We start from the raw sequence: 12,662 nt of genomic DNA, 5'->3' as shown, positions 1-12,662 counted from the left end.
GCCTCCTGGTCCAGTCGCAACTGCGCGATCAATCCCGCAAGCGCGCACGAAAAAGGGGACCGATGTCGCCACCGGTCCCCTGGTTTCGTCAGGTGTCGGATCAGAAGGTGAAGCGGACGCCTGCGTCGAAGCGGCGGCCGAACCGCTCCCACTCGATCGTGTACTGGCTTTCGCGCGAATAGCGGCGGCCAGGCGTATTGGTCAGGTTGGAGGCATCGAAATAGACCTCCAGATTGTCGCTGACCGCATAGCGGACCGAGGCGTCCATCTCGTCGTCGGTGGCCCAGTAGACCGAGCCGCCGTCGATTTCAGGCCCATAGGCGTCCAGCCACTCGGAGCGCTCGCGGTAGTTCACGCGCGCCGACAGACCGTATTTCTCGTAGTAGAGGCCGACATTGTAGATCAGGTCCGAGGTGTTGGGCAGCCGCACCTTGGTGCCGCCGGGCGTGTCGGCCTCGGACTCGTTCAGCGTCACATTGGTATTGATGCCAAAGCCGCCGATCCAGTCCGGCAGACCCAGCTGTTCGGTGTAGGGTTCCAGCTGGAGCTGCAGCGCGCCCTCGATGCCGGAGATATGGCCTTCGCCGCCGTTGACCAGGGTCGACAGCTGATAGCCGCTGCGATCCACGCCGCCGGAGTTGAGCACGGTCGAAGCGAACACGCGGCGGTCGGAGAACAGCACGTCGTCAACCTTCTTGTAGAAGGCACCGATCGAGACGAAGCCCTGGGGCTGGACATACCATTCCCAGTAGGCGTCGACGCCATAGGCCCGCTCGGGCTTGGCATTCGGGTTGCCGCCCGAAATCGTCTGGTTCGCGTCGTTGAAGGTGAAGTTCGGACGCAGCTGGTCATAGTCGGGACGCGCTGCACCGGTCGTGAGCGAGACCCGCAGCTTCTGGTCCTCGGTCAGGTCATAGTTGATGTGCAGGCTGGGATAGACCAGCGTCTGTTCGTTCTCGGTGGTGATCCGCGTGTTTACGCCGCCCAGTGCGACGATGGCCTGGCCCGTGTTGGTGATGCGCTCGACGCGGGCACCCGCCAGAACCGAACCCCAGTCATAGCCCAGGCGGATCGAGGCGTACCCGGCCGCGACCTCTTCCTCGACGTTGTAGAAGTTGGCCGTAACGGGGTTGTAGACGCCACCGGCCTTGACCACGCGATCAACCTGGTCGCGCATCGCCTGGATGTCGAAATAGCGGAACTGGTAGCCCAGCGGGATCTTGCCCTTGAACGGGATGTCCAGCGACACCGGCAGATAGGTCGTCGACACATTGGCCGCGACCAGCAGCGGGTTGGTGGGTCCCGTCAGGGGGTTCGCGACGTCAAGCTGACTTTCGTTGGATTCCTTGGTGCGCTGGTCGTACTGACCACCGAAGGTGAAGGTGGCGTCGGCCCCCATCAGGCTGAAATCGCGGCTGGCGTCGAACCGGCCGGTATAGGCTTCGGTCTCGTCGATGGCCTTCAGCGACGTCAGCCGGGTCAAGGTCCGGGCAAAGTCGTCGATGTTGGTGACGCGGTCGCCCTTGGAGTACAGAGTTGACGCACCCGTGCCCGTCACGAGCGTGCGGTAAAGCTGGATGTTGTGCAGGTCGACGTCGGTGAAGTTGTAGTCGATCGTGACGCGCTGGGCGCGCGCCGCCGGGCTCTCGTAGCGCGCCTCGCCGACGACGGAGCGATCGTCGATCGAGCGGGTGAAGTTGGCCCGCCAGTCGATGTTCCAGCCCGCCAGTTCGTGCTCGCCGCCCAGGGTGGTGGTGAAGATCGACTGCTCATAGGCGCGCAGGGTCGCGCGCTGGTTCAGGTCGATGCCATAGACCGTGCCCCGCAGCGAGGTGTTGCCGATGCAGGTGTCGGCATAGCCGGTGTTCGAGACCGAGAAGATGGTAACGGGCGTGCAGGGCGCGGCGGCCGAGCGCGGCGGCACCGAAGCGTCCGACTGACGGTCGTCGGTGTCGAACAGGAAGTTGTCGCGGGCCTCGTCGTCCTGGAAGGTGGTGAAGATCGATTCCAGGAAGATGCGGTTGGTGTCGTTCGGCGCCCAGTCGATCCGGCCGGAGCGCGAATAGTTGGTGCGGGTCAGGCGATAGAGCTTGTTCTCGGTCTCCCGTGCCCACAGGCGATTGCCGGGCGTGGTCGCGCCGGCGCCGCCGGGCTGGACGTCCTGGGACACCGTCTCCCAGTCGATCTCGTAGTTGTCGGTGACCATGTTGCGTTCGTAATACGAACCCGAGGCCAGGATGCCGATCTCGCCGATGCCGGTGTCAAAGCGGTCCGAGACGACCAGCTGACCCTCGTATTCGCTGCGGTCGCCCAGCTGAACGATGCCCGCGCCGGCCTTGCCCGCCAGGTTGAAGCCCGAATAGTCGAAGGCCGAACGGGTGATGATGTTGATGTTGCCGGCGATGGTCTCGCCGTTCAGGTCCGGCGTCACCGCCTTGTTGACGATGATCTGCGAGGCGATGGCGGAGGGCAGGCTGTCATAGCGGGTGTCGCGGCCCTCGGGGCTGACGATGCCGATGCCGTTGATCGACAGGGTGGTCCAGTTCTTGGGCGCGCCGCGCAGCGAGATGTAGCGGGGCTGGCCCTGGTCGCTCTCGACCGCCGCACCCGGCACGCGGGCGATGGCCTGGGCCACGTTCTGGTCGGGGAGGCGACCGATGGCGTCGGATGCCACCACGCTGACCAGGCTGTCGGAGTTGCGCTGGACACTCAGTGCGGCGGCTTCGGATTCCGCGATCGGGCGGCGACCGACGACGACGATCTCGTCGACCTGGTCGGCTGACGCATCCTGTGCGGCGGCCACGCCGGCGAACATGAACGGTGAAACGGCTGCCCCAAGCAGCAGGAAGGACTTGCGCATGATGATTTCCCCATGGCGTCCGCATTCCCGGTCCGCCTTGCGAAAGCCGTTAAACGCCGACGGCAAAGCTGGCTTGACGGTTTTGCGACGGAGACGCCGCAGGTTTGCATGAGTTTTTCGAAGATTTTTCCTGACCCGGATGAATCCGCACAACGCCGGTAGGCCATCGGCTTGACGCGCCCCGGCAAGGCGTGGTCTCGACGTGCGCCGCCATGTCCGGAGCCCCCTGATGTCCCGTTCGCTGTTCCGCCTCACCGGCCTTCTGGTCCCCCTTGCGCTGTCGGGTTGCGCGACGCACGAGGTCGATTATCGCGGCGAGGGTGACGGTTTCGTCGGCGCGGGTGCCGCCGTCCATGCCGTCGTCGAGACGCCGTCCGTCGGCGAACCCGGACAGGACGCCGCCGACGATCCCGTCATCTGGGCCGGTACCGGCCCGGTCACCGTCATGGGGACCACGACACCGGGCCTCGTTGTCGGTACGGACAAGAAGGCGGGCCTCTATGCCTACGGCCTCGACGGCGCGATCCTGCAGTTTCTGCCCGAGGGCCTGCTGAACAACGTCGACGCGGTCGAGGGGTTGAGCGTCGACGGTCGCCCGCAGCTGTTGCTGGGGGCCAGCGACCGGACACCGGGCAGGACCGGTGTGTCGCTGTATCTGTTCGACCCGGCCGGAACGGGCCAGAACGGCATCCGCCCCTGGGGTGCCATCGCCACCGACGTGGTCGAGCCCTACGGCTTCTGTTTCGCGCGCCTCGGCACCGAGGTCCACGCCATCCTGGTCGGGCATGAGGGCGAGGTACGCCAGTTCGTTGTGACCGCCGACGCCCGGGGACGCCCGGTCTCGCGCGAGGTCCGCCGGTTCGAAATCGGCTCGATCTCCGAAGGCTGCGCCGCCGACCCCGCCACCGACACCCTGTATCTGGCCGAGGAAAATGTCGGCGTGTGGCGTTATGGCCTCGGGGCCGCCTCGGGCGATGCCCGCACCCTGGTCCAGCCCATCGCGCCCGGCATTCTGGTCGCCGACGCCGAGGGCCTGACCACGATCACCGACGGGGAAGCCCGCTATCTGATCGGGTCCAGCCAGGGGGATTCGACCTTCCCCGTCTGGCGCATCGACGGCGCCGCCCCGGCCTGGGTCGGGCGGTTCGTGGTCCGGGACGGCACGATCGACGGCGTCACCGGCACAGACGGTCTGGCGGCCTGGAGTGGAGCCATCGGTCCCTTCCCCCATGGCCTCGTCGTGGTCCAGGACGACGTCAACGACGTGGGCAACCAGAACTTCAAATACATCGACTGGCGCGACATCAAGACGGCGCTCGCGATCGATTGATCCGGCGCGCCCGGCCGCTAGTCTGGGTCCATGCAGGATCGGAACGGCCCCGGCGATTCGGACGAGGACGGCGGCGGTTTCGACGCCGACGACTGGTCGCGCCTGATCCCCTTCACCGGCCGCGTCGCCACCCTGGACGATGTCCAGGCCCGCCGCGCGGTCTTCGCCCTGGGCGACAGCCAAGACCCCTCGATCCTCGATATGGACCTGCCCCAGCCGGTCATCTGGTGGGACGATGACGGCGAACAGGGCGCGGTCGCGGTCCAGGCCGAGGTCCATGCCGGGGCCTTCGGCGAACCGATGGAGGTGCTGGGCCTGATCCTGCCGGACGGCGACGCCGTGGTCGCCCTGCTGGACGACGTCGACCTCGTCGACGACACCGACCCGCACTGGCGCCGGCTGGTAGACGAGGCGATCGATCCGGACGCGGCCGAGGCGGACTGAGCTTTCCCTTGTACGCCCTTGTCATCCCGGAAATCGCGCCAGCGTCCCGGCGCTCCGCTCCGCTTCGGCCGGGATGACAAGAGCCCGGTGCGGAAATGAAAAAGCCCGGTCTCGCGACCGGGCCTCTTTAATCGACTGGAGCGGGCGAAGAGATTCGAACTCTCGACCCCAACCTTGGCAAACTCACGCCGCCCGGGGCGCAGAAAGCAAGAAAGCCCGGTCGCACGGACCGGGCTTCCTGGTTCGACTGGAGCGGGCGAAGAGATTCGAACTCTCGACCCCAACCTTGGCAAGGTTGTGCTCTACCACTGAGCTACGCCCGCACTTCAGCCGGAGGCGGGCGTATAGCGGAGAGGCCGGACCTCTCGCAAGACCCAACCCGCACAATTCCTCGCGCCCAAGCCGCGAGCGACCGCGTCGCGAGCGTAGCGCGGCGCGAAGCGCATCCGCGCGTCAGCGAGGCGCCATGCGAATGGCTCCATCCAGCCTTATGCATTCGCCGTTGATGTAGACGTTGCGGGCCAGCTCCAGCACCAGCGACGCATAGTCCGAGGGCTTGCCGAGGCGGCTGGGGAAGGGGATCTGGGCGGCCAGGGCGTCCTGGATCTTCTGGTCCATGCCGGCCATCATCGGCGTCCACATGATGCCGGGCAGGATGGTGTTCACCCGGATGCCCTCCTGGGCCAGGTCGCGGGCGATCGGCAGGGTCATGGCATAGACGCCGCCCTTGGACGCCGAATAGGCCGCCTGGCCGACCTGTCCGTCCTGGGCCGCGACCGAGGCGGTGTTGACGATCAGACCGCGCTCGCCGTCCTCCATCTTCTCAAGCGTCACCATGCCCAGGGCCGACTGGCTCAGCACCCGGAAGGTGCCGAACAGATTGACCCGCACGGTGCGCTCGAAGCTGGCCATGTCGTGGGCGCGGACTTCGCCCGTGTCCTTCTTGCGCGACACCGTCTTCTGGCCGGTGGCGATGCCGGCGCAGTTGACCAGCAGCCGCTCCTGACCGTTCGCGGCCCGGGCCTTGTCGAAGGCGGCCGCCACCGAGGCGTCGTCGGTCACGTCCACCGCGCAGAAGACGCCACCGATCTCGGCGGCGATGGCCTCGCCCTTCTCGGCGTTCAGGTCGAACAGGGCCACCTTCGCCCCCGTCGCGGCGATCGCGCGCGCCGTGCCTTCGCCCAGGCCGCTGGCCCCACCGGTGACCACCGCGGCGATGCTGCTGTCGAGTTTCATGGCGTTCGTCCCTATATTCCGTTGAACTCTGGAAAGTCGGGGGGATTTAGCCGCCATGACCGCAAACGCCAAACCCGCATCGGACCCGATCTCGCCCGAGGACGCCATCGATCCATCCAGGGCCCTGCTGCCGGCCGTGCAGCGCGTCAATGAGGTGCGGGTCAGGGCGGGCTTCTGGCCCAAGGTCGGGCGGGTCGCCGCCCGCATCCCCTTCGCCAACCCGATGATCAGCGTCTATTACGCCGCCCGCGACCCGGAGACGCCGCTGGCCGCCAAGGGCGTGATGATGGGGGCGCTGGCCTATTTCGTCCTGCCGCTGGACGCCATCCCCGACCTCCTGGCCGGGATCGGCTTCACCGACGACGCCGCAGTCATCACCGCCGTGATCGCCACCCTGGGGGCCAATATCCGCAAACGCCACCGCGAGGCTGCCGAGCGGGCCCTGGACCGGCTGCGGGAGCCGTAGCCACGCTCACGCCACGAGCGCCCGTCCGGGCGCTCCAGACGGACACCCCAATCCTCCCCCGTCGGGGGAGGGGGACCGCCGAAGGCGGTGGAGGGGGCCAGGGCCCCCGGGTCTTCGGGCGAAAGCGCCTCGCCTGCCCCGCGAGGGCCTTGTCATCCCCACAAAAGCGTCTTTGTCATCCCCGCGAAGGCGGGGACGTATCCCGGTCGAGCGCGGCTGGGGCCCCAGGACGAGTCGGCGTGGGCGCGGTCGCTGAAGGCGGAGGGGTACCCGGCGGGGGGTCTGAGGGGAGCTGTCGTGGAAAACGTAAGTCTCCCCGTTTTCCGATCTGTGCGAGCTGCGCCGACCTGAAACGCATCGCCCGCGAACGCGGCCCGGGCTTCGTCCCGTGGGGTCGCGCCACGACCTGCCGAAGTATTGGCTGGCCGGACCGAATCACCTTCTGGGTGCGGCCGCATGGGGCGAGCGGGGATGTGGCGGTGACGTGAGGGGGTGTCCTGTGCGCTCGGCGAATTTCACTCGGCCGTCATTATACTAGCTATGAGTGTCGGAGCGGATTAAACTCAACCAAAAGAACGCATAGCCTCCATTGACGCATGGCGGAGGGCACTCGTATGACGGACCTGCAAGAGTGGGGGACTGAAGTGGCGTCGGAAGAACTTGAACAAAGATATCCGTCGGGAATCGGCGACCTCTTGGGCGCGTTCGAGGTTTTTGAAACGCAGCTTGTGACGTTGAATCAGTATGCGGAGCACGGAATAATTCCGGCCGTAGCTTACGGCGAATACAAAACGCAGAAATGCGATTCAATCGTGATTGAACGGAAGCCTGCATTGCGTGTCATCGCTATCGGTGAGGCGAAACAACCCGGGTTCCTCACAGCAGCGAACTGGAAGGGGATCGCCAAGAATCTCCTCGTGAAGAAGCTAAAGCCTACCGGTGCTTTGCTTGGGTATGTGACGGACGGGGTCAGCACTTACTGGATCAACGGCGCATCGGACGATGTTGTGGAAGTCACACGTCAAGATGGGAAGGCGATGCCTTCCAAGATTGATTTTAAGAATGAGGCGTTCGCAGCGGACCTCGCGCACATTGCTCTTCACCTGAATCCTGACATCGGCACGGTAGTCCAACCCTCGAAGGCCGATCCCGCGACGTTGGCCCGCGAGATTTGGCAAACTGTCTGGCGCTTGAAGGCAGATCGACCCGAAGACTGCCTCGCAACGTTCGTTGAAATATTCATTTATAAGTTCTTGGACGACCTCGGGCTTATGACTACAAACGACGATGGAATATCCGTCGGTTTTAAACATCTCCTCAATAACATACCATCAGACAAAAGCTTCACATATTACGCCAAGCAGGTCAGGACGCACATCAAGGCTCTTTTCCCTCCGGGCGCAGATGGGTATAGCTTGATTAATGGTATAGTGCTACGCTCTGAAAACAGAGATCACAATATTATATTTAATGAAATACTGAACAAATTCGAGCGTTTTGGTTCTCTGAGGAATACAAACCCTGAATTTAAAACCAGATTGTACGAAAGCTTCCTCCAAGAAAGCCGCACCACCACGGATTTTGGCCAGCACTTCACGCCGCGCAAAGTGGTTGCTGCGGTACAAGAAATGGCGGGGGTGGCCGGGCTCTCGGCGGGACGCGAAATCTGTGATCCTGCTTCAGGTGTCGGAGGTTTCGTCCTAGAGCAGATGGCTCATGACCTCGACTCTCAATGGACGGTCGACGGCGACGACCTCACCCCGACCCAGCACTGGCATGCGTACGAGATCGTAGCCAAGACTGCGATATTGGCGAAGGCGAATGCCCTGGTGCACTGCGGTGACTTGTTGGCGCACCAGCCGAGCCGCGTGCCATCGTTCGCCAAATGGCTCAACGAAGTTTTCGTGTGCAAGGAAAAGACCTCGCTGGGCGCTTTAGAAGACATGTCCAAGCAAAAATATGACATGATACTTACGAACCCACCGTTCGTTGTGTCCGGCTCGGCAGACATCGCGAAGTTGGTAAAGCGCACTAATACCAGAGCAAAGTATTTCGGTCGAAAATACAGCGGGGTCGAAGGGCTCTTTGTTCAGTACATTGTGCAAGCGTTGAAATCGGGAGGTGATGCTTGGGTGCTGCTTCCCGAGACCTTTTTCTTGAGAACCACCGACCGTCAACTTCGAAAATGGATGCTGGAAAACTGCACTATCGATTTGCTTGCGGTGCTGCCTGAGCGGACTTTTTTCAACACCCCGAAAAGGGTCGTTATTGCGCATCTCAAAAAACGGAAGACGGCTTTGGCCCCTGGAGTTACGGCCAAAGCAGTACTCGAGCAAGAGACAACGCTTTTGTACGCGGCTACCGAGATCGGTGAGACTCGAGACGCGAAACGTTTCCCTGAGCGCTCGGATTTGCCAGAGCTAGTCCAATGCTATCGAACCCATGCCGCTGGTTTACCGGTCGCCGGGGTTGAGCGGGCGGCTACGGTAAAATCGGCAGACATATATGACACCAAGTCGGTCAACATCCGGCACTACTGGGACCACCAAGTTGCACGCAAGCTAGGCCTCGTCGGTCAAGAGGAAGACCCCGCTGAGCGGCGCATCGCGATCGACAGACGCATAGATGCAATGTCGAAAATCGTTGCTGAATGGGAAGAGACAAAGAAGGCTTTGGTCGCACCTGATGTGCCAACTAGCTGGCGGCGTGTCAGGCTTGGGGACGCTAACTTGTTCAGCCTGCGTATCGGCAAGCGCGTTCTGAAGAAGGACGTCTACAAGTCCGGCGCTGCGGTTCCGCTCTACAGCGCCAACATCCGTAAACCATTTGGATTTGTAGCTGCTGCGAATGCAGGCGGACTGGAGCATGGGGGCGCACTCTGGAGCATCGACAGTGACTTCGACTGCCGTGGCATTTCCGCGGGCGCAGAGTACGCAATTACCGATCACTGTGGGCAAATCACGATTCTCGATCCAGAGATTGACCCTGGCTATTTGGCTGCACAAGTCAGGCAGGCTGGTGTCGACCACGGCTTTAATCGAGAGTTCCGCCCTTCCTTGGGACTCATCCAGGATTTGGAAATCGAGCTGCCTCAGAACGAAGATGGCACGCTAGATCGTGACACTATGGAAGCGTGGTCTCAGTATCGCGATGAACTAGATCGGATTGACGCTGAATTCTCGGCATTGCTCGCGTAGGTGACCGGACAGGGGCCGTCTCGCATCCTCCTCAATGCGCCTCATCCCAGTTCTTCGCCGCCCGCGCCTCCACCACCAGCGGCACGCTTAGCGCCACGGCCGGTTCCGCCGCCCCCTCCATCACCCGGCGGATCAGCGGAATCGCCGCCTCGACCTCGGCTTCGGGGGCCTCGAAGACCAGTTCGTCGTGGACCTGGAGCAGCATGGTCGTTTCCAGGCCGGCGGCCTCCAGCGCGCCCGGCATGCGGATCATGGCGCGGCGGATGATGTCGGCGGCGGCGCCCTGGATCGGGGCATTGATGGCGGCGCGTTCGCCGAACTGGCGCTCGGCCCCCGATTTCGAATGGATGGCCGGGATGTGGATCTTGCGGCCGAAGACGGTGGAGACGAACCCGGTGCTGCGGACCTCGGCGCGGGTGGCGTCCATATAGGTGCGGATGCCGGGGAAGCGTTCGAAATAGGTCTTGATATAGGCCCCCGCCTCGCCCTGATCGATGCCCAGCTGGTTGGCCAGGCCGAAGGCACTGATGCCATAGACGATGCCGAAATTGATCGCCTTGGCGCGGCGGCGCGTCTCGGGGTCCATGTCGGCGACGGGGACGCCGAACATCTCGGACGCCGTGGCCGTATGGATGTCGATCCCGGCCCTGAAGGCGCGTTTCAGCTCGGGGATGTCGCCGATGTGGGCCAGAAGGCGCAGCTCGATCTGGGAATAGTCGGCTGAAATCAGGACGTGGCCGTCCCGGGCGATGAAGGCCTGTCGGATCTGGCGGCCGGTCTCGGTGCGGATCGGGATGTTCTGCAGATTGGGGTCGGAGGAGGCCAAGCGGCCGGTGGTGGCGGCGGCCAGTTGATAGCTGGTGTGGACGCGGTCGGTCTCGGGGTCCATCGCCGCCACCAGGGCGTCGGTATAGGTGCCCTTCAGCTTGGACAGCTGGCGCCAGTCCAGCAGGACGCGGGGCAGGGCGTGGGTTTCGGCAAGGGATTCCAGGGTGGCGGCGCCGGTCTCCCACTGGCCGGAGGCGGTCTTCTTGCCGCCGGGCAGGTTCAGCTCTCCGAACAGGATCTCGCCGATCTGGCGCGGCGAGCCGACGTTGAACGGGCGGCCGGCGATCTCCTGGGCCTGGGTTTCCAGCTCGGCCATGCGCAGGCCGAACTCTGACGACAGGCGTCGCAGGCGGGCGGGGTCGACGCGGATGCCTCTCAGCTCCATATCGGCCAGGACCGCGGGCATGCCGCGCTCCAGCGTCTCATAGACGGTGGCCAGATGTTCGGCGGCGAGCCGGGGTTTCAGGATGCGCCACAGCCGCAGGGTCACGTCCGCGTCCTCGGCGGCATAGGCGGTCGCGGGTTTCAGCGCGACGTGTTTGAAGGATTTCTGGGCCTTGCCGGTGCCGGCGACCGACTTGAACGGGATGGGCTCGTGGCCCAGGTGCAGGCGGCTCAGCTCGTCCATGCCGTGGCCGTGCAGACCGCCGTCGAGCACATAGGACATCAGCATGGTGTCGTCGATCGGGGCGACGCGGATACCCCTGCGGGCCATGACGGCCAGGTCGTATTTGCCGTTCTGGACGACCTTCAGCACGGCGGTGTCCTCCAGCAGGACCTTCAGCCGGGCCAGCACCGTGGGCTTGTCCAGCTGGTCCAGCGGTGCCCGGGCCTCGGTGTCTCCCCCGAAGTCCAGCCCCCCCGCCCCCTCCACGGGGGGATGCTCGTGCGTCAGCGGCACATAGCAGGCGTCGTTGGGCCCGATGGCGAGGGAGACCCCGCACAGCCCCGCATGGGTCGCCGACAGGGCGTCGGTCTCGGTATCGAAGCCCACGACCCCCGCCTCGGTCGCGCGGGCGATGAAGGCGTCCAGATCGGCGAGGTCGCGGATGCAGAGATAGGCGTCGTGGTCGACGCCCTGTACCTCGACGTCGGCCGGGACCGCCCGGGGGGCATGGCGGGGCGAGATGACGGGGGCAGACAGGGGCGCGGCGGGGCGAACGGGAGCGAAGGCCGAGCCGTCGTGGCCAGCCAGCTTGCCGTCGCCGACCCGGCGCTGCAGGCTCCGGAATTCCATCTGCTCCAGAAAGGCCCACAGGGTCTCGGGGTCCGGATCGCGGACCCTGAAGTCGTCGATCGGCTCGGGCGCGGGGGCGTCGCAGGTCAGGCGCACCAGCTGGCGGCTCAGCAGGATCTGGTCCCTGAAGGCGATCAGGGTCTCGCGGCGTTTCGGCTGTTTGATCTCGTGGGCCCGCTCCAGCAGGGTGTCCAGATCGCCGTATTCGTCCAGCAGCTGGGCGGCCGTCTTGGGGCCGATGCCGGGGGCGCCGGGGACGTTGTCGACGCTGTCGCCGATCAGGGCCTGCAGGTCGATCATCTTGTCCGGGGTGACGCCGAACTTCTCCATGACGGCGTCTTCGGCCAGGCGGCGGTCCTTCATGGGGTCCCACATGACCACCGAGGGGCCGATCAGCTGCATCAGGTCCTTGTCGGAGGAGACGATCACGCATTCGCCGCCGGCGTCCCTGACCTTGCAGGCATAGGTGGCGATCAGGTCGTCGGCCTCGTAGCCGGGCAGCTCGACGCAATGCACCCCGAACGCCCGCGTGGCGTCCCGCACCAGCGGAAACTGCGGGATCAGATCCTCGGGCGGCGCCGAGCGATTGGCCTTGTACTGGTCGTACAGATCGTTCCGGAACGTCTTTTCCGAATGGTCGAAGATCGCCGCCAGATGCGTCGGCCCATCCGCGCCCTTCATGTCCTTCAGCAGCTTCCACAGCATGTTGCAGTAGCCCTGGACCGCCCCGACCGGCAGGCCGTCGGACTTGCGCGTCAGGGGCGGCAGGGCGTGATAAGCGCGGAAGATGTAGGCCGAAGCGTCGATCAGCCACAGCCGGACGGCGGGCCCGTCCTGGGTCAGCGGTCGGTCGGTCTGCGGGGCGTCGGCGGCGTCAGGGACGAGGTTGGCATCGGACATGGCGGGGAACATAGGCGGCCCGGTCCGGCCCGTCACGATGCGAAACCATCCGAGGCGCGAAGCCTGACTGTCGGTCCGCAAAGGAATCCGGTCGCCGTCCGTCTGTGCCGCAGCCCTCGTCTTTCCCGGGGCCATCGTCGGCCGGACCCTCCACCGCGTCGTCT

7 protein-coding genes and 1 tRNA gene are annotated in these 12,662 nt (G+C 64.7%); 4 read left to right on the top strand and 4 right to left on the bottom strand.

Annotation, left to right across the window (positions count from 1 at the left end):
- Positions 1 to 100 precede the first annotated feature (100 nt).
- Entirely contained in the window at positions 101 to 2,860 is a 2,760-nt protein-coding gene (locus HZ989_RS02930; RefSeq protein WP_209322158.1) for a TonB-dependent receptor, read from the bottom strand.
- A 229-nt stretch (positions 2,861 to 3,089) separates the two neighbouring features.
- Between HZ989_RS02930 and HZ989_RS02925 the strand changes: the two genes are divergently transcribed.
- Together HZ989_RS02925 and HZ989_RS02920 are read left to right on the top strand one after the other, a co-directional pair.
- The gene (locus tag HZ989_RS02925) at positions 3,090 to 4,190 is read left to right on the top strand and encodes a phytase (protein WP_209322157.1); all 1,101 of its coding nucleotides are present in this window, start codon (positions 3,090 to 3,092) and stop codon (positions 4,188 to 4,190) included.
- Positions 4,191 to 4,220: 30 nt separating this feature from the next.
- On the top strand, positions 4,221 to 4,634 hold the full coding sequence (locus HZ989_RS02920) for a hypothetical protein (protein WP_209322156.1): 414 nt from the start codon (positions 4,221 to 4,223) through the stop codon (positions 4,632 to 4,634).
- 248 nt (positions 4,635 to 4,882) lie between these two features.
- Here HZ989_RS02920 and HZ989_RS02915 read toward each other — a convergent pair.
- Together HZ989_RS02915 and HZ989_RS02910 are read right to left on the bottom strand one after the other, a co-directional pair.
- A tRNA-Gly gene (locus tag HZ989_RS02915) sits at positions 4,883 to 4,957 on the bottom strand.
- A 130-nt stretch (positions 4,958 to 5,087) separates the two neighbouring features.
- Positions 5,088 to 5,870, bottom strand: coding sequence for an SDR family NAD(P)-dependent oxidoreductase (locus HZ989_RS02910; protein ID WP_209322155.1), 783 nt, complete (start codon positions 5,868 to 5,870; stop codon positions 5,088 to 5,090).
- A gap of 55 nt (positions 5,871 to 5,925) precedes the next feature.
- On the opposite strand from HZ989_RS02910, the gene HZ989_RS02905 reads away from it, so the two are divergent.
- Both HZ989_RS02905 and HZ989_RS02900 read left to right on the top strand, forming a co-directional pair.
- Positions 5,926 to 6,336 (top strand): YkvA family protein, encoded by a 411-nt coding sequence (locus HZ989_RS02905; protein ID WP_209322154.1) that lies wholly within the window; start codon positions 5,926 to 5,928, stop codon positions 6,334 to 6,336.
- Between the two features lie 614 nt (positions 6,337 to 6,950).
- Positions 6,951 to 9,533, top strand: coding sequence for a class I SAM-dependent DNA methyltransferase (locus tag HZ989_RS02900; protein ID WP_209322153.1), 2,583 nt, complete (start codon positions 6,951 to 6,953; stop codon positions 9,531 to 9,533).
- Between the two features lie 31 nt (positions 9,534 to 9,564).
- Here HZ989_RS02900 and polA read toward each other — a convergent pair whose 3' ends face one another.
- Entirely contained in the window at positions 9,565 to 12,498 is a 2,934-nt protein-coding gene (polA, locus tag HZ989_RS02895; protein WP_245162428.1) for a DNA polymerase I, read from the bottom strand.
- Between the last annotated feature and the right edge of the window lie 164 nt (positions 12,499 to 12,662).

It is taken from the genome of Brevundimonas sp. AJA228-03, assembly GCF_017795885.1.
Classification (GTDB): Bacteria; Pseudomonadota; Alphaproteobacteria; order Caulobacterales; family Caulobacteraceae; genus Brevundimonas.
Note: the sequence above shows the minus strand (reverse complement) of the source record. Positions and strands in the feature narration are given on the sequence as shown.